The organism is Arhodomonas aquaeolei DSM 8974 (assembly GCF_000374645.1).
Lineage (GTDB): Bacteria > Pseudomonadota > Gammaproteobacteria > Nitrococcales > Nitrococcaceae > Arhodomonas > Arhodomonas aquaeolei.
The window spans coordinates 1-16,387 of the sequence record NZ_KB894819.1 but is presented as its reverse complement, the minus strand read 5'-3'; the positions used below and the strand labels follow the sequence as shown (position 1 = coordinate 16,387).

Genomic DNA, 16,387 nt, shown 5'->3' with positions numbered 1-16,387 from the left:
CACGTGAGCCGAACGCCGGCTCAGCCTGAACCCATAGGGGCCGGGGGGTGCCGTCCGTGGCATTGTACGCCCCGCCCTCGGCCGCCTAACACGGCCCCCGCCTTTACTGTTTATCCCGCCGACGTGCAATGAGCCGTGGTGCCTTCTCCGGGAGGATGCCCTCCGGGCGGGTGACCAGGATGACCTGGAGCAGTGCGCCGATGAGCAGCACGCGCAGGGCCGCCGCCTGGGTGGAGTACTCGGAGGGCAGCATGCCGGTGAGCATCTCGGTGCCGGACCACAGGCCCCAGACGATCACGGCGCCGAGGATGGCGCCCCGGTTGTTGCCGCTGCCGCCGGCGATGAGCATCACCCAGATGAGGAAGGTGCCGTATAGCGGCCGGAATGCCTCGGGGCTGACGAAGCCGAAGAAGTGGGCGTACAGACCGCCGCCAAGGCCCATGATCGCGGAGCCGACCACGAAGGCCTGCAGCCGGAAGCGGGCGATGTCCTTGCCGGCGGCGGCGGAGGCCGGCTCGTTCTCCCGGATCGCGCGGAGCACCCGGCCCCAGGGGGAGACATAGGCCCGCTCGACCAGGAAGTAGACGCCGACGACGAACAGCGCCACGACCAGCAGGTAGGTGAGCGGCGAGTCCAGCGCGGTGTCCGCGAACGGCCGCTGCACGGCGGGGATGCCGCGCACGCCGTTGGTCAGCCAGTCCTCGTTCTTGAGGAACAGCCGGATGATCTCGGCGATGCCGATCGTGGCGATGGCGAGGTAGTCCGTTCTCAGCCTTGCGGTGATCAGGCCGATGATGACGCCGATGATGCTGGAGGTGATCACCGCCCCGCCGAGACCAACGAGGAAGGGCATGCCGAAGCCGCCGAGATACGCCGGGCTGCCGGGGGTGGTGAGGATCGCGGTGGTGTAGGCACCCACCGCGAAGAAGCCGGCGACACCGATGTTGAACTGCCCGGTGAAGCCCCACTGCATGTTCAGGCCCAGCGCGAGCACCGCGTAGATGCCCGCGAAGGTGAGGAAGGAAACCAGATAGGCGGAAAAGCCGGAGAGTTCCATCACAGCGTCCCCTTGAACAGGCCCTGCGGGCGGACGACGAGCATCACGACCATGATCGCGAAGGCGACGGCGGGCTTGTAGGCGGCGGGGATGACCAGGGTCGACATCTCCATGGCGATGCCGATGACCATGCCGCCGGCGATGGCGCCGTAGGGCCGGCCGATGCCGCCGAGGATGGCGGCGGCAAACACCGGCAGCAGTGCCGTCCAGCCCATGACCGGGTAGAGCCGCGTGTCGATGCCGAGGAACACGCCCGCGGCCGCGGCGAGCCCGCCGCCGATGACCCATGTCCAGGTGATCACGCGCTCCGCGGGGATGCCGGTGATCAGCGCGAGGTCCATGTTGTCGGACATCGCGCGCATGGCCTTGCCCATCTTCGTGCGCGTGAGGAACAGGTGTACCGCCACCACCAGCGCGAAGGCGATGAGCACGATCCAGACGTGGTCCGGCTTGATCCGCAGTCCGCCGAGGATGTCCAGCCGCCACGGGAACTGGATGCCCTTGGCGTAGGACTGGTTGTCCGAGCCCCAGATGAGCTGGACCGCGGCGCGGATGACCAGCGCCATGCCGAACGAGGAGATCAGCAGGATCACCGGCTGGGTGCGCCGTATGCGCTGGTAGAGAACCTTGTCGATGAGTACGGCCACGGCGGCCATGCCGATCATCCCCGAGGGCAGCGCCCACCAGGGCGAGAGCCCGAAGGCGGAGATGAACGCCAGGCCGATGTAGGCGCCCAGGGTCATGAAGTCGCCGTGGGCGAAGTGGGCGAAGCGCAGGATGCCGAAGATCATGGACACGCCGATGGCGCCCATGGTCAGGATGCTGCCCAGCACCACGCCGTAGATGAGCAGTTGGACGATCTCGTTCATCGGGGTCAGCCTCCCAGGAACATCTCGGCCACTTCCTGGTTCGCCAGGAGGTTCGGGCCGGTATCCTCGTAGCGATTGCGGCCGGTGGCCAGCACGTAGCCGCGGTCGGCGATGGCGAGCGCCTGCTTGGCGTTCTGCTCTACCATCAGCACCCCGATGCCGAGATCGCGGATCTCGCGGATCCGCTCGAAGGTCTCGTCGATGAGCAGCGGCGAGAGGCCCGCGGTGGGCTCGTCGAGCATCAGCAGGCTCGGCTCGATCATCAGCGCCCGGCCCATGGCGACCATCTGGCGCTCGCCGCCGGACATCAGCCCGGCCTGCTGATGGCGCCGCTCCCTGAGCTTGGGGAAGAGGCCGAAGACCCGCTCCATGCGCGCGCTGATATCGCCGGACATGAGGTAGGCCCCCATCTCCAGGTTCTCGCGCACGCTCATCGACGGGAAGACGTTGTGTTCCTGGGGCACGTAGGCGATGCCCCGGCGCACCATCTGTTCAGGGCGGGCGTTGGTGATGTCGTCGCCCCGGTAGCGCACATGCCCCTGGCGGACATGAAGCAGGCCGAAGACCGCCTTCATGGCCGTGGATTTGCCCGCCCCGTTGGGCCCGACGATCACCACGATCTCGTCGTCGCCGACGGTGAGGTTCGTCCCGTTGAGGATGTCGACGCCACCGTAGCCGCCGTACAGCCCGCTCGCCTCGAGAAGCATAGTCATTACTCGCCTGCCCTCCCGCTCACGCCGCCGCCGAGGTAGGCCTCGCGGACCTGTTCGTTCTGGCGCAGCTCCGCCATCGGCCCGGAGGCGATCAGCTCCCCGTTGGCCATGACGTGCACCGGCTCGCAGAGTGTGGAGATCAGGTCCATGTCGTGCTCGATGACGCAGAAGGTATAGCCGCGCTCGGTGTTCAGTCGCTGTATCGCGGCGGAGATGCGCCCGAGCAGCGTGCGGTTGACGCCGGCGCCGGGCTCGTCGAGGAGCACGGCCTTGGCGTCGGTCATCATCGCCCGGCCGAGATCGAGGAGCTTCTTCTGGCCGCCGGAGAGGTTGCCGGCGAGCTCGTCGGCGACGTGGCCGATCTCGAGGAAGTCCAGCACCTCCTCGACCTGCTCGAGCACCCGGCTGTCCTCGCGCCGCACCCGGGCCCAGCGGAACCAGGCATTGAAGAGGTTCTCACCGGACTGACCCGCCGGCACCACCATGAGGTTCTCGCGCACGGTCATGCGGGAGAACTCGTGGGGGATCTGGAAGGTGCGAACCAGCCCCATGTGGAAGAGGCGGTGCGGGGGGATGCCGGTGATGTCCGTGCCTTCGAGGGTGATCCGGCCGCTGTCCGGCGGGATGAGGCCGGCGACGATATTGAACAGCGTGCTCTTGCCGGCGCCGTTCGGGCCTATCAGGCCGGTGATGCTGCCGCGTTCGACCTCGAACGAGACGTTCTGCACCGCCTTCAGGCCGCCGAAGGCCTTCGAGACGTTGTCGATGGTAATCAAGGGCGGAACCCCCTAACACTGTCGTCTTAATCGTTATAGACCATGGCCCCAGCGCCACGCCCGCCCGGGACGTCCCGCCGGTGCTGGCCCCCGCGTGCCGTCGCCGCACGCGCCCCGGCCGGAGCCAAACCCGTGATTCTAAAGCCTGTCACCGATATCGCAATCCATGCCGGGCGTGTCCGATGGCCGGCGGGTGCCCGCGATGGTTGCGTTTCTGCAACAGCAGGCGAGGGGAGTCAGTGGGGCAGCCTGTAACCGTCCGTAACGTTTCGGGGTTGGGGTGTGGTGTCAGCGCAACGAATTACACCAAAATGCGAAGAAAGATGTTGCAAAAAGGTGAACCTCTTGGTCTATACTCCCCTCTGTCGGGTGACGGACCTGGCGTGTTGCACGCAAACAACAGCAGTGCAATCTGATCGTTTTGAACGCAAACCGCTATCAGGAGGGAGTCAGCATGGCTCGTCATATCATCAAGGGTGCCGCGATCGGCACCGTCTCCGCCCTGGCGCTGGCCGCCGCCGGTCAGGCCGCGGCCGTGGACTTCCAGGCCGGTGACACCACCGTGTCCATTTACGGCTACGCCATCGGCAAGATGTCCTACGACGTCGACGAGCAGCTCGGCGACGCGACCCAGGGCAACTTCGGCAACCTGGTCGACGACGAGGACGCCGATGGGTACAGCGATATTGACGCGACCCAGAGCCGCGTCGGCTTCCAGACCAGCACCGACATGGAAGGCAGCGACCTCGTGACCCGCATCGAGGGCGACTTCCGCGGCAACGGCGGTGGCGGCTTCCGCCTGCGTCATGCCTACGGTTCCTGGAACGGCGTCCTGGCCGGTCAGACCTGGTCGAACTACAACAGCTTCGTGGGCAACACCGCGACGCTGGACTTCAACAGCCTGGCGGGCACCGCCGGCTACCAGCTGCGCACGGCCCAGTTCCGTTACACCATCGGCGACTTCTCCGTCGCCCTCGAGGATCCGCAGACCAACATCTACTCCCAGGCTGCCGGTGGTACGAGCGACGACTACAAGAAGGACTCCCTCCCGGCGCTGTCCGCCCGTTACGAGGGTTCCCAGGGTCGCTTCGGCTACTCCGTCGCCGGTATCGTCCGGCAGATCGAGGACGCCGAGGAGAACGACGACGCCATGGGTTACGGTGGCTTCGTCGCCGGTTCTTATGACATGGGTGCCTTCTCCTTCCAGGGCACGGTCAACTATGTCGACGGTGCGACCAGCTACCTCTACCAGTCCGGCTACAGTGACTTCAACGCGCCCGACGCCTACATCGAGGCCGACGGCGACCTCGAGACCGTCAGTGCCTGGGGTGGCAGCGTGGGCGTGAGTGCCGACGCGGGTCCGGGTACGGTGAACCTCTCGTATGGCCGTGTGGAGGTCGACGACTCCGACGACGTGAGCAGCGCGGGCTACACCACGCCGGAGACCAACCAGAACGTCTTCCTCAACTACATGTGGCAGCCGGTCGAGCGCGTCACCTACGGCATCGAGTACTCCTACTGGAAGACCGAGGCCGACAACGGTGATGACGCGGACGCGAACCGCGTGTCCGTCGCCGCGCAGTACGTCTTCTAAGGACGCTGCATAGCGCTGACGATTGCAGAATCGTCGCTGAAGGCCCCGATCCGTCCCGGATCGGGGCCTTTTTCGTTTCCGGTCCTCCGTCCTGCTCTCTCTCCGTCTCTCTCTTCTTTTCCGTCTCTTTATCTGTCCCTCAGCGGTGGTGTCCTGCCGGCCGGTGCCGTCGTCCGCTCAGCGGATGTTGGCGACGGGTTGTAATATGGCTGTTGTATTTCATGTTGGTTTCATTTACGTTTAAACCGTTGTGCAACGGTTGTTGCTCTGCTGCAACAGGGGAGCCCCGGCACAGCGGATGATTGCGCATCGTTCAGAACCCAGGAGGAATGTCGTACGATTTCGACGAGAACATCGGCGACGCCACCGGTGGCGGGTTCGCCGGGCTGACGGATGACGACGATGCCCCGGACGGCTATACGGACCTCGATGCGAGCCAGAGCCGCATCGGCTTCCAGACGGCGACCGACATGTCCGGCAGCGACCTGGTGACCCGGATCGAGGGTGACTTCCGTGGCAACGGCGGGGGCAGTTTCCGGCTGCGCCACGCCTACGGCACCTGGAACGGGCTGCTCGCCGGCCAGACGTGGTCCAACTACAACAGCTTCGTGGGGACCACGCCGAAGATCGACTTCGGCGGCCTGGCGGGTGACGCCGGCTATCAGTCCCGCCTGGCGCAGTTCCGCTACACCGTGGGCGACTTCTCCGTCGCCGTCGAGGACCCGCAGTCCGAGATCGCCGACGGCGACGGTTCGGCACCCGCCGGCGCCACGGGCGCGAAGGACAGCCTGCCTGCCTTCACCGCGCGTTATGAGGGCAACGCGGGTAACTTCGGTTACTCGTTTGCCGGTCTGGTGCGCCAGGTCGAGGACGCGGGCGAGAACGACGACGTCACGGGCTACGGCGCCTTCGCCGCCGGTTCCTACGACTTCGGTGCCGTCTCGGTGCACGGCGCGATCAACTACCTCGACGGCGCGGGCAGCTACCTCTACCGCTCCGGTGCCCCGGACGCCTACTGGGACGGCGGCGATCTCGAGACCGTCGGTGCCTGGGGCGGTACCGTGGGCGTCAGCGTCGACGCCGGGCCGGGGACGATCAATCTCTCCTACGGCCGTACCGACATCGACGACGCCGAGGAGGCCGGCACCGACGAGGTCCACGAGAACGCCTTCCTGAACTACATGTGGCAGCCGGTCGAGCGCGTCACCTACGGCATCGAGTACGCGTACTACAGCGCCGACGACATGAACGGCGACGATCGCGGCGACGCGAATCGCATCTCCGTGGCGGCCCAGTACGTCTTCTAGGGCATAACAACAACAACGAGATCGATGACATTCGCCCCGGCTGGCGCCGGGGCTTTTTGCGTGCGCAGCCGATACACCCAATGCGTGCTCGTTGACCTGGATCAAGGCGGCGGCATCCCCGGGATGTTTCCATAATTCCCGGGAAGAGATCGGGGATTGGTGGCAGTTCGCCTCGACTCATCCCGCGCGCCCGCTGCTGACCTGGGTGGGTGTCCTTGCAGCGGGCGCGTCTCCTATTTCCCCGTAGCTCTCGTGCTGCCGGCCCTCACGGGCCGGCATTTTTTTGCCCGGTCCGCCTTCCCCGTCGCTCGTTCCGGGCTGTCGCACAGCTTCGCCGCGGGGCCTCCCCGTAGGGCGGCTGCCTGTCAGCGGCCGACCGTCCGGGAGCCCGCCGGGCTGCCCACGATATCGAAATGCTGCAGGCCACGAACGGCCGCGTGCGACGTGATCCGTGTTCCGTATCGCCAGGGCTAACGCCCTGGTGTCATCCGTGAGCAGGTGCCGGATACGTCCGAAGGGCGCTCACCGTGGCCCGCTACGCCAGCGTTGCGCGGTAGCCGTGCCAGGTGGCATAGCCGAGTACCGGTACGGTCACTGCCAGGCCGATGAAGGCGGTGGCGAAGCCGATCATCACGCCGGCGACGATCAGGGCCGCCCACACCGCCATCGCGGCGCGGTTCGACAGCACCGCGCGGAAACTGGTGATCACGGCCGTGATCACGTCCGTGCCGCGGTCCATCATCATCGGCAGCGAGAACGCCGAGCCGGCGAACCCCAGCGCCGCGAAGACCGCGCCCACGGCACTGCCGATGCCCAGGAACGGCACCCAGGAGCGCCAGCCGGGCTCGGCCATGGCGGGAAAGAACACGTGGACCATGGCAGCGGCACGGGCCCAGAGCAGGAAGAGCACCAGCAGCACCAGCGCGAAGATTACGTGGTTGCTCAGGTTCGCCCGCATGCTGCGCAGGCAGATGCGCACCGACGGGGGCTGGCTCTGCTCGAGCGCCCGGCTGGTGGCATACAGGGCGAAGGCGATCAGCGGGCCCACGAGCAGGAACCCGCCGGCGGTCACGTACAGGATCAGCAGGTTGCCGCTGATCCAGCTCCCCGCGGCGATGATTACCCCGATCAGGGTGACGAGGAGGCCGAACGTCAGGCTCTCGAAGGGCGCGGCGCGGAAGTCGCGCCATCCGAGGCACACCCAGGTCAGCGGTGCGGTGGCCGCGAGCCGGCGCGGCTCCGGGATCCAGTCCTCGGTGGTACCGGTGTCGTTATCGGTATGCTCGTCCATGGCGGGTTCCTCCTTCCGTCGTTGTTGTAGTGTTGTCATAGCACTCTCCGGTACGGCAGCGGAAGGTCTCGCGCATGGCCGCGTCGGCGTCGTAACATGCCGGCAGTAAGGAGGTGTAGACGATGGAGATGGACTTGCCGGCCGTGCAGGCCTTTCTCGCGGAGCATTTCCCCCAGGGGTACGGACGGGTGGAGACGGTGGGGCCGCTCACGGCCCGGCTGCGCCTCGCCGTCGGCGATGAGCATCTGCGCCCCGGGGGTACGGTCTCCGGGCCGACCATGATGGGGCTGGCGGACACGGCGCTGTACGTGGCGATCCTGGCCAATCTCGGACCGGTGGCCCAGGCGGTGACGACCAACCTCAATGCGAATTTCCTGCGCCGGCCGCCGGTGCGCGATCTCATCGCCGAGGCGCGCATGCTCAAGCTCGGCAAACGCCTCGCGGTGGGGGAGGTGACCGTATTCTCGGAGGGCGACGACCAGGCCGTGGCCCACGTGACGGCCACGTACTCGATACCGCCGCGGGAGGCGGGCACGGCATGAACCATGCGGCCACGGTGCGCGGTTTCCGCCGGGACGCCGAGGGCCACTGGGTGATGGAGCTGGCCTGCGGTCATACCCAGCACGTGCGGCACCTGCCACCATGGCAGAACCGGCCGTGGGTGACGACGGAGACCGGCCGGCGCGCGATGCTCGGGCGCCGGGTCGATTGTGGCTGGTGTGCGCGGGCACGGGAGCGCGATGCCCGCGATGACCGGGAGGAGAGGGAACAATGCTGATACGTGCACCGGAATCGGTACTCCTGGTGGTGGACGTCCAGGAGCGTCTCGTGCCCGCCATCCATGACCATGGCAACGTGGTGGACGGGATCGAGTGGCTCATCGGCGTGGCCGGCGAGGTCGGCGTGCCGGTGCTGGCGACCGAGCAGTATCCCAGGGGGCTGGGGCGGACCGTCGACCAGCTCGGGCGTTACCTCGCCCCGGAGGCCGTGGCGGAGAAGACCGCCTTCTCCGCGGCGGACGAGCCCGCCTGCCACGATCTCGTCGCCGGTGCCGGCCGCCGGCAGGTGGTGATCTGCGGCATCGAGGCACACGTGTGCGTGCTGCAGACTGCCCTCGGCCTGCACCACGCGGGCTACGAGGTCTTCGTGGCGGGGGATGTCGCGGGCTCGCGCAATCCCCGGGATCGCGACCTCGCCCTCGACCGCATCCGCGCCCTGGGCGTGCAGGTGGTCAGCCGGGAGATGGTCGCCTTCGAGTGGCTCCAGCGTGCGGGCACCGACGTCTTCCGCGAGGTCAGTCGCCGTTTCCTGCGATGAGTCTCACTGCCGCGGACGTCATGACCCGGCGGATGTTCACGCTGACTGGCGACGACAGCGTGGAGCTTGCCCGTGAGCTCTGTCGCAACCACCGCGTGCGGCATATCCCCATCGTGGACGGGCGTTACCGGCTGGTGGGGCTGGTCTCCGACGGCGACGTGCTCCGCAGCCTGAGCCCGTTCACGCACACCGCCGCGGAGCGCGACCGCGACCGCTTCACCCTGCGCCGGCCGATCCACCAGATCATGACCCGGGTGCCGGAGACGATCATCGCGGACGTCGATCTGCGCGAGTGCGCGCGGCGGATGAGCGGGCGTGGCGTGGGGAGCCTGCCGGTGGTGGACGGCGAGACGCTGGTGGGGATCGTGACCTGGCAGGACGTGCTCGCCGCGGTGGCGGACGGCCGGATCTGACGTCCCCCTTGCGAGTAGGCCGGCATCCGGATGGAGCGTTAGCGGGTTTGCCGGCAGGCACCCCTTGCAAGATGCTCGTGAAGGGGCCGGTTGTAGGTTGGCTGCTCCTGGCAGCCAACACCCCGCCTTGCGGCACCGGAAATGTCGGCTGCCCTGAGCAGTCGACCTACGGGAGTTACAGCGCTAGCGGGTTTCCCGGCAGGCGCCCCCTTGCGGGATGGCCGGGATGGCCGCCCTGGTCGTGGCCATGCGCAACCCCGTCCCCACCTGTTCCGGCGTCGTCAGGCACCAGACACCCTATACCCCGCAAATCGCCTTGGCTGGTCGTTTCGACGGTAGGCCGATGGCGCGAGGGCGACCGGCGATCGCCGGGGCGGGGAGGGCGTTTGCGGGCCGTGGCGCCGCCAGGCCCGCTGTCCGCTGCCGGCCCACGCGACCGCGGGGCCAGGAGAAGCCAACAAAAAAACCCGCCGGCTGTCGTCGGCGGGTTTCGGTATTCGGCCGCAGGCCGGGGCGTGTCGGCTCACTCCTCGTGGATGTGGCCGTGCTCCAGCTCCTCGTCGGTGGCCTCGCGCACCTCGGAAACCTTGACCTCGAAGTTGAGGGTCTGGCCCGCGAGGGGATGGTTGGCGTCCACGGTGACCGTCTCGCCGTCCACGGCGGCCACGGTGACGACCTGGGTGCCGGCCTGGGTCTGGGCCTGGAAGCGCATGCCCGGCTCGACCTTGTCGACGCCCTGGAACATCTCCATCGGGACTTCCTGCTGGAGACGGTCGTCGCGCTCACCGTACGCCTCGGCCGGCTCGACGGTCACGGAGACGTCGTCGCCCGCGGCCTTGCCCTCGAGCGCGCTCTCCAGCCCGGGGATGATGTTGCCGGCACCATGGAGGTACTGAAGCGGCTGCCCCTCGGGGGAGGCGTCAAGGACCTCGCCATCGTTGTCCTTCAGCGTATAGTCGATGGCGACGACCTTGTCCTTGGAAATCTGCATATCAACCTCTGGGCATCGAGTGTGTTGACCGCACACTGTAACTGTCACGGCAGGCGCAGCCCAAATCGCGCTGTTTTCGCACCGACGAATGGTGGGCCGGCACGGGCCCGGCGGTGACGCTCAGGGATCGAGCCGGAAGTGCTCCGCCACCGCCCGCAGCTGCTGGCGCACCGTATCGTCGTCGCTCACCAGCTCGAAGCCCACCCGGTGGAAGACCGCGTTCCGCTCCTTGCGCGTCCATACGCAGCGCGCATCGAAGGCGATCCGGTCGGTGCCCTCCACCGGCGTCTCCAGCGCCAGCTCCAGCGGGTATACCTCGCCGCTGTCCAGCGGCTCGTGGGCCTCCAGCATGCCGCCGTCGACGCTGACGTCCGTGAGATAGCCCACCAGTTCCCCGGTCTCCCGGTGATGGATTGGAAAGAACTGACCGACGACATCACGCGGCCGTCGCCTGGCATCACGCATTCCCCGTCTCCATGCGATTCAATCCCAGATTCACTATGGCCGCCGCTCATCACTTTGTCCACAATTCGGTCGCCGGTGGACGCAGTGCCGGTCATGCCCGCCGAAGGGCGCGTCCCGCCGCGGCGGCGATACGCGCAGGCGGGTTAGTGTTAATCTGAAAAGCTGCCATTCACTCCCCAGCCGAGGAGCTTGCCGTGCCGGACCGGCCCGTCCCGCCGGTGGCCCTGTGCCGCCCCGTAGAGATCTCCCACCATGGCCACACCCGGATCGACGAGTACGCGTGGCTGCGCGACCCGGACTGGCGCGAGGCCATGCGCGATCCGGATCGCCTGGACCCGGCGATCCGCGAGTACCTGGTCGCCGAGAACGCCTACGCGGATGCCGTGACCGCGGACACCCGGGGGCTGGAATCCGCGCTGTTCACCGAGCTGCGCGGGCGAATCCGCGAGGACGACGCCTCCGTGCCCCTGCGCGACGGGCCCTGGTACTACTACAGCCGGTACCGCGAGGGGGGCCAGCACCCGCTGCTGTGCCGGCGCGATGCCGGGGGCAGTGAACAGGTGCTGCTCGATGGCGACGCGGAGGCCGCCGATGCGGCGTATTTCCGCCTCGGCGGGGTGGAGCACAGCCCCGATCACCGCTATCTCGCCTACGCCGTCGACGCCGCCGGCGCCGAGGTCTTCGAGATCCGGGTGCGCGACCTCGAGACCGGCGAGGACCTCCCGGACCGTATCGGCGACTGCAATGCCAGCTTCGTGTGGGCCGCGGACTCGTGCACGCTGCTTTACACCCGTATCGACGGTGATCACCGCTCCCGCTGGGTGCACCGCCACACCCTCGGCGAGCGGGGCCCGGATCCGCTGGTCTACGAGGAGCAGGACGCCGGATTCTTCCTGGGCGTGGACAAGACCGAGAGCGGGCGCTATCTGCTCATCGACAGTCACGACCACACCACCTCGGAGGTCTATTACCTCCCAGCGGACGATCCTTCCGCCAGGCCCACGGTATTCGCGCCGCGTCGCGCCGGCACGGAGTACGGTATCGCCGACCGGGGCGAGGCCTGGTACATCCTCACCAATGCCGGGGACGCCGAGGACTTCCGCATCTGCACCGCGCCGCTCGATGACCACGCCCCCGAGCGCTGGCGCACGCTGGTCGCCCACGAGCCCGGCCGGCTCATCCAGGGCATGCTGCTGTTCCGGGACTACCTGGTGCGCCAGGAGCTCCAGGACGCGGTGCCGCGGATCGTCGTCCACCGCCTGGAGGACGGCGCCGAGCACGCCATCGAGTTTTCGGAGGCCTGCTACAGCGTGGGCCTGTCCGCGGGCTTCGAGTTCGTCACGGACACCCTGCGTTTCGCCTACAGCTCGTTCACGACGCCCGCCGAGGTCTACGACTACGACATGGCCGCGCGCACGCGGACCCTGCGCAAGCGCCAGGAGGTGCCCTCCGGGCACGATCCGGCGGCCTACGTCAGCGAGCGGCTGACCGCGCTGGCGCCGGACGGCGAGGCCGTGCCGGTGTCGCTGTTCCATCGCCGCGACTGTCCGCCGGGGCCGGACACGCCGCTGCTGCTCTATGGTTACGGGGCCTACGGCATCAGTGATCTGCCTTCGTTCAGCCCCAACCGCCTGTCGCTGGTCGACCGCGGCGTGACCTACGCCATCGCCCACGTGCGCGGGGGCATGGAGCGCGGCTACCGCTGGTACCGCGAGGGCCGTATGGCGGACAAGCCCAACACCTTCAGCGATTACATCGCCAGCGCCGAGACGCTGATCGGCGAGGGCCGTACCGGCCGTGGCCGTCTGATCGCCCACGGCGGCAGCGCCGGTGGCATGCTGGTGGGGGCCGTGCTCAACCAGCGCCCCGAGCTTTTCGGTGCGGCGGTGGCGGACGTGCCCTTCGTGGACGTGCTCAATACCATGCTCGACGAGACCCTGCCGCTCACGCCCCCGGAATGGCCGGAGTGGGGCAATCCCCTGGACGACGAGACCGCGTACTTCCGCATCCTCTCGTACTCGCCCTACGACAATGTCGCGGAGCAGGCCTACCCGCCGCTGCTGGTGACCGCGGGTGTCTCCGACCCGCGGGTCACCTACTGGGAGCCCGCCAAGTGGGTGGCGCGGCTGCGTGCCCGCGCCACCGGCGACGCCCCGCTGGTGCTGCGTACCAACATGAGCGCGGGTCACGGCGGTCCCGGTGGGCGCTTCCAGTATCTGGAGGAGGTGGCGCAGCGCTACGCGTTCATCCTCCGGGCGCTGGGGATCGAGTAACCGGCTATGACGAGCCTCGCGACGGTCGTCGCACGCTGGCGTTGGCTGGTCCTGGCCGTGGTGCTCCTCGTCGTCGCCACCGTGCTGCTGCTCGCGGGCAATCAGCTCCTCGCGCTCAAGGCCCGGCTGGCCGACGAGCCACTGGTCGTGCGCGTGGTGGTGATCGCAGTGGGGCTGGCCGTGCTCGCCGCCGCCGGCTGGGCGGTGTGGCGAACGCTGCGGGTGCCGGCGCCGCCGGCCCGGGACGGCTCGGTGCCGGACGAGGCCGGACTGCGCGCCCGCGCGGCCACCTGGGCGGAAGCGGGCGCCGACATGGCCGCCGTGCGCACGGAGCTGGACGAGCTGGATCGGCGCCGTGAGGCCGGCAGTGTGCACGTCGCGGTGTTCGGCAGCGTGAGCAGCGGCAAGTCGGCCCTTATCCGCGCCCTGGCACCGGGCGCGGCGGCGGACTCCGATGTGCTCGGTGGCACGACTCGCGACGTGGTCCACTATGAGTGGCGGGACGCCGGGGGCGACCGCCTCGTGCTCACCGACATGCCGGGCCTGTCCGATCCCGTTGCCGGCCTGGACCGGACGGCGACCGACGAGGCCGGCAGGGCGGACGTGGTGGTATTCGTCGCCGAGGGCGACCTGACGCGCGAGGAATGGCAGGCACTGGACGCCGTACGCGCCCTCGACAAGCCCCTGGTGGTGGCGCTGAACAAGGCGGACCGCTACGAGCCGTCGGAGCTGGAGGCGATCCGCGCCCGCCTCGGCGAGCGCTTTGGGGCGTCGACGGAGATCGTACCGGTCATCGCCGGGGGCGCCGAGACCGTGATTATCAGGGACAGTGACGGCCATGAGCGCGAGGAACAGCGCGAACGGCCTCCGGACGTGCGCCGGCTGCGCCGGGTGCTCCAGCACGCGGTCGACCGTGACGGCCTGGGCGCCGGTCGCGACCGGGCGGTCCTGCTGCTCGCCGCGCGCAAGCTGGAGGGCGCCGTGCAGGCCCACCGCCGCGACGCCGCGGAGGCCATGGTCAGCCGCTACGCCCGCCGCGCCGTGGTGGGTGCCATGGCCGCGGTGGCGCCGGGCAGCGACCTCGTCATCCAGGGCGGCCTGGCCGCGGGCATGGTCCGGGAGCTGTGCACCCTGTACGAGGCGGACTGGCGCGAGGTCGGTGTGGAGCGCTTCATCGCCGGGGTTCGCCGGCGTTCGCACACCGTGACACCACTGCTGCTCGGCGTCGCCGGCAACGCCCTCAAGGCCTTCCCCGGCGTGGGGACGCTGGCTGGCGGCGCGGTCCACGCGGTGGCCTACGGGCTGCTGTTCCGCACTGCCGGGCGGGCGCTGATCGTGTCCCTGGAGGACCGTGGCGAGCTCGCCGCCGACGACGCCCTGGCACGTTTCGAGGAGACCCTGCGTGAGGATATGGGAACGCCTGCGCGCTCGCTTGCCCGCGTGGCGCTGGACAGCGAGGCGCCGAAGCGGGACGGATGAGTCCGCCGACGCGGCCTCGCGGGAGGACACCGCGATGCCCCCGCCGGCGGGCGAGGATACCGCGCTGCTGCAGGTCCGCGAGAGCCTGGAGGCGCTGCTCGCCGACCGCCGTGTGCCCGAGGCGGTGCGCACCGAGCTCGACGGCGAGTACCGGGCCGTCGCCGAGATGCTCGAGCGCCTGGAGCACGGGCACATCTACATCGCCGCTGTCGGCCGGGTGAGCGCCGGCAAGTCCTCCCTGCTCAACGCCCTGCTGGGGCGTGCCGCGTTCACCACCAGCGCCCTCCACGGCGAGACCCTGGCCGCGGACCGGGCGATCTGGCGGGCCAGCGACGACGGCCATTGCTTCCTCTACGACACCCCGGGCCTGGAGGAGATCGCCGGCGAGGCGCGCGAGGCGACCGCCCTGCGCACGGCAGCCTCGGCGGACCTGGTGGTGTTCGTCGCCGACGGCGACCTCACCCGCGCGGAGCGCCGGGCCCTGGAGGTGGTCTGCGCCGAGCGCCGCCCGGTGATCCTGGTCCTCAACAAGGCCGACCGGTATACCGACGACGAGCGCGACCGACTGCTGGCCCGGCTGCGCGAGCACGCCGCCGGCCTGGTGGTGGCGGAGAACGTCATCGCCTGCGCCGCCGACCCGGCACCAAGACGTGTCGTCGTGGTCGCCCCGGACGGCAGTGAGACCGAGCGCCGCGAGCGCCCGCCGGCGGCCGTATCCGACCTGGCGGACCGGCTCTGGGCGGTGGTCGAGGCGGAGGGCAAGGCCCTCGCGGCACTCAACGCGGGCCTGTTCGCCAGCCGTGTCAGCGATCGTGTGGCGGCGCGAATCACCGAGCTGCGCCGCAGCGTCGCCCGGCGCGTCACCGACGCGTACGCCCTGGGCAAGGGCGTGGCGGTGGCGGTCAACCCGGTGCCGGTGGCGGACCTGGCCGGCGCGGCGGCGCTGGACGTGACCCTGGTCTTTCACCTGGGCCGGGTCTACGGCCTGCCGGTGACCCGGCGCGAGGCCGGCAGGCTGGTGGCGGTGATCATCGGCCAGCTCTCCGCCCTGCTGGGTGCGGTGTGGAGCGTCAACCTGTTCGCCTCCCTCGCCAAGCTCGGCACCGGCGGCGCGGCGACGGCGCTCACCGCCTCGGCCCAGGGCGCGGTGGGTTACGCCAGCACCTGGATCCTCGGGCGCGTGGCGGAGGACTACTTCCGCCGTGGCGGCAGCTGGGGCGAGTCCGGCCCCAAGCGTGCGGTGGAGGCGGTGATCGACGGCGTCGACACGGAGTCCCTGCTGGCCCAGGCAAAGGAGGACATCCGCCGGACGCTGCGCGGGGGGTAGGGGTCGTTTCCCCCTCTCCCGCAAGGGGCGAGGGGGGCAGGACGCTCCCCGACAGGCCGGCCGCTGTGGCAGCCGGCGACCGCCGCCCGCTCCCCGGCAAACGGGGTGCCACGCCGGCCGTATGCATCGCGATGGCGGCCAGGGCATCGCGTAGGTCGTGCGCCGAAGGCGTGCGACATCCCCGGTCGGTCACCGAAGACGTCGCACACGGCCTTCGGCCGTGCCCGACCTACGGGATGGTGGTGTGCTCCCGGCAGCCCGGCGCGTGCGGTCCTTACCGGACGGGAAGGAAGGCCTCTACCCACCGGCGCACGGGGTGCCACGCGGGCCGGCACGCATCGCGACGGCGGCCAGGGCATGGCGTAGGTCGTGCGCCGAAGGCGTGCGACATCCCGGGTCGGTCACCGAAGATGTCGCGCACGGCCTTCGGCCGTGCCCGATCTACGGGATGGTGGTGTGCTCCCGGCAGCCCGGCGCGTGCGGTCCTTACCGGACGGGAAGGAAGGCCTCTACCC

The 16,387-nt window shown here is 69.2% G+C and carries 16 protein-coding genes; 9 read left to right on the top strand and 7 right to left on the bottom strand.

The window, feature by feature from the left end:
* Nucleotides 1-103: 103 nt before the first annotated feature.
* The 4 genes from C516_RS0115775 to C516_RS0115760 are packed head-to-tail and all read right to left on the bottom strand — an operon-like array spanning nucleotide 104 to nucleotide 3,415.
* On the bottom strand, nucleotides 104-1,057 hold the full coding sequence (locus tag C516_RS0115775) for a branched-chain amino acid ABC transporter permease (RefSeq protein ID WP_018719383.1): 954 nt from the start codon (nucleotides 1,055-1,057) through the stop codon (nucleotides 104-106).
* A complete protein-coding gene (locus tag C516_RS0115770; protein ID WP_018719382.1) occupies nucleotides 1,057-1,926 on the bottom strand; it encodes a branched-chain amino acid ABC transporter permease in 870 nt (289 codons plus the stop codon). The genes C516_RS0115775 and C516_RS0115770 overlap by 1 nt, the downstream gene beginning before the upstream one ends.
* Before the next feature lie 5 nt (nucleotides 1,927-1,931).
* Nucleotides 1,932-2,639, bottom strand: coding sequence for an ABC transporter ATP-binding protein (locus C516_RS0115765; protein ID WP_018719381.1), 708 nt, complete (start codon nucleotides 2,637-2,639; stop codon nucleotides 1,932-1,934).
* Nucleotides 2,639-3,415 (bottom strand): ABC transporter ATP-binding protein, encoded by a 777-nt coding sequence (locus C516_RS0115760; protein WP_018719380.1) that lies wholly within the window; start codon nucleotides 3,413-3,415, stop codon nucleotides 2,639-2,641. The genes C516_RS0115765 and C516_RS0115760 overlap by 1 nt, the downstream gene beginning before the upstream one ends.
* Before the next feature lie 454 nt (nucleotides 3,416-3,869).
* On the opposite strand from C516_RS0115760, the gene C516_RS0115755 reads away from it, so the two are divergent.
* Together C516_RS0115755 and C516_RS0115750 are read left to right on the top strand one after the other, a co-directional pair.
* Nucleotides 3,870-5,009 (top strand): DcaP family trimeric outer membrane transporter, encoded by a 1,140-nt coding sequence (locus C516_RS0115755; RefSeq protein WP_018719379.1) that lies wholly within the window; start codon nucleotides 3,870-3,872, stop codon nucleotides 5,007-5,009.
* A 329-nt stretch (nucleotides 5,010-5,338) separates the two neighbouring features.
* Nucleotides 5,339-6,316, top strand: a complete 978-nt coding sequence (locus tag C516_RS0115750; RefSeq protein WP_018719378.1) for a DcaP family trimeric outer membrane transporter — start codon at nucleotides 5,339-5,341, stop codon at nucleotides 6,314-6,316.
* A 535-nt stretch (nucleotides 6,317-6,851) separates the two neighbouring features.
* On the opposite strand, the gene C516_RS19810 is transcribed toward C516_RS0115750, so the two are convergent.
* Entirely contained in the window at nucleotides 6,852-7,607 is a 756-nt protein-coding gene (locus C516_RS19810) for a DUF2189 domain-containing protein (RefSeq protein ID WP_018719377.1), read from the bottom strand.
* Between the two features lie 122 nt (nucleotides 7,608-7,729).
* Between C516_RS19810 and C516_RS0115740 the strand changes: the two genes are divergently transcribed.
* From C516_RS0115740 to C516_RS0115725, 4 genes are read left to right on the top strand one after another with little or no spacing between them, the layout of a single operon-like run.
* Entirely contained in the window at nucleotides 7,730-8,149 is a 420-nt protein-coding gene (locus tag C516_RS0115740; RefSeq protein WP_018719376.1) for a PaaI family thioesterase, read from the top strand.
* Nucleotides 8,146-8,385 carry a DUF3565 domain-containing protein gene (locus tag C516_RS0115735; protein ID WP_018719375.1) on the top strand — a complete coding sequence of 80 codons (240 nt, stop codon included), beginning with the start codon at nucleotides 8,146-8,148 and terminating at the stop codon, nucleotides 8,383-8,385. The genes C516_RS0115740 and C516_RS0115735 overlap by 4 nt, the downstream gene beginning before the upstream one ends.
* Entirely contained in the window at nucleotides 8,379-8,924 is a 546-nt protein-coding gene (locus C516_RS0115730; RefSeq protein ID WP_018719374.1) for a hydrolase, read from the top strand. The genes C516_RS0115735 and C516_RS0115730 overlap by 7 nt, the downstream gene beginning before the upstream one ends.
* Nucleotides 8,921-9,337 carry a CBS domain-containing protein gene (locus C516_RS0115725; protein ID WP_026321236.1) on the top strand — a complete coding sequence of 139 codons (417 nt, stop codon included), beginning with the start codon at nucleotides 8,921-8,923 and terminating at the stop codon, nucleotides 9,335-9,337. The genes C516_RS0115730 and C516_RS0115725 overlap by 4 nt, the downstream gene beginning before the upstream one ends.
* Nucleotides 9,338-9,860: 523 nt before the next feature.
* On the opposite strand, the gene C516_RS0115720 is transcribed toward C516_RS0115725, so the two are convergent.
* Together C516_RS0115720 and C516_RS0115715 are read right to left on the bottom strand one after the other, a co-directional pair.
* On the bottom strand, nucleotides 9,861-10,328 hold the full coding sequence (locus tag C516_RS0115720; protein WP_018719372.1) for an FKBP-type peptidyl-prolyl cis-trans isomerase: 468 nt from the start codon (nucleotides 10,326-10,328) through the stop codon (nucleotides 9,861-9,863).
* 120 nt (nucleotides 10,329-10,448) lie between these two features.
* The gene (locus C516_RS0115715) at nucleotides 10,449-10,793 is read right to left on the bottom strand and encodes a PilZ domain-containing protein (protein ID WP_018719371.1); all 345 of its coding nucleotides are present in this window, start codon (nucleotides 10,791-10,793) and stop codon (nucleotides 10,449-10,451) included.
* Between the two features lie 194 nt (nucleotides 10,794-10,987).
* Between C516_RS0115715 and C516_RS0115710 the strand changes: the two genes are divergently transcribed.
* Genes C516_RS0115710 through C516_RS0115700 form a run of 3 tightly spaced genes read left to right on the top strand, consistent with a single transcriptional unit; the run spans nucleotide 10,988 to nucleotide 15,872 of the window.
* On the top strand, nucleotides 10,988-13,066 hold the full coding sequence (locus C516_RS0115710) for a S9 family peptidase (protein WP_018719370.1): 2,079 nt from the start codon (nucleotides 10,988-10,990) through the stop codon (nucleotides 13,064-13,066).
* A gap of 6 nt (nucleotides 13,067-13,072) precedes the next feature.
* Nucleotides 13,073-14,545 carry an Era-like GTP-binding protein gene (locus C516_RS0115705; RefSeq protein ID WP_018719369.1) on the top strand — a complete coding sequence of 491 codons (1,473 nt, stop codon included), beginning with the start codon at nucleotides 13,073-13,075 and terminating at the stop codon, nucleotides 14,543-14,545.
* A gap of 34 nt (nucleotides 14,546-14,579) precedes the next feature.
* Complete coding sequence (locus C516_RS0115700; RefSeq protein WP_018719368.1) at nucleotides 14,580-15,872, top strand: DUF697 domain-containing protein; 1,293 nt, start codon at nucleotides 14,580-14,582, stop codon at nucleotides 15,870-15,872.
* Nucleotides 15,873-16,387: the final 515 nt, after the last annotated feature.

Coding starts and splice junctions, on each gene's coding strand:
- C516_RS0115735 (WP_018719375.1), top strand. CDS start 8,146: ATGAACCATGCGGCCACGGTGCGCGGTTTCCGCCGGGACGCCGAGGGC.
- C516_RS0115715 (WP_018719371.1), bottom strand. CDS start 10,793: ATGCGTGATGCCAGGCGACGGCCGCGTGATGTCGTCGGTCAGTTCTTT.
- C516_RS0115700 (WP_018719368.1), top strand. CDS start 14,580: ATGCCCCCGCCGGCGGGCGAGGATACCGCGCTGCTGCAGGTCCGCGAG.
- C516_RS19810 (WP_018719377.1), bottom strand. CDS start 7,607: ATGGACGAGCATACCGATAACGACACCGGTACCACCGAGGACTGGATC.
- C516_RS0115720 (WP_018719372.1), bottom strand. CDS start 10,328: ATGCAGATTTCCAAGGACAAGGTCGTCGCCATCGACTATACGCTGAAG.
- C516_RS0115740 (WP_018719376.1), top strand. CDS start 7,730: ATGGAGATGGACTTGCCGGCCGTGCAGGCCTTTCTCGCGGAGCATTTC.
- C516_RS0115765 (WP_018719381.1), bottom strand. CDS start 2,639: ATGACTATGCTTCTCGAGGCGAGCGGGCTGTACGGCGGCTACGGTGGC.
- C516_RS0115730 (WP_018719374.1), top strand. CDS start 8,379: ATGCTGATACGTGCACCGGAATCGGTACTCCTGGTGGTGGACGTCCAG.
- C516_RS0115705 (WP_018719369.1), top strand. CDS start 13,073: ATGACGAGCCTCGCGACGGTCGTCGCACGCTGGCGTTGGCTGGTCCTG.
- C516_RS0115725 (WP_026321236.1), top strand. CDS start 8,921: ATGAGTCTCACTGCCGCGGACGTCATGACCCGGCGGATGTTCACGCTG.
- C516_RS0115770 (WP_018719382.1), bottom strand. CDS start 1,926: ATGAACGAGATCGTCCAACTGCTCATCTACGGCGTGGTGCTGGGCAGC.
- C516_RS0115750 (WP_018719378.1), top strand. CDS start 5,339: ATGTCGTACGATTTCGACGAGAACATCGGCGACGCCACCGGTGGCGGG.
- C516_RS0115755 (WP_018719379.1), top strand. CDS start 3,870: ATGGCTCGTCATATCATCAAGGGTGCCGCGATCGGCACCGTCTCCGCC.
- C516_RS0115775 (WP_018719383.1), bottom strand. CDS start 1,057: ATGGAACTCTCCGGCTTTTCCGCCTATCTGGTTTCCTTCCTCACCTTC.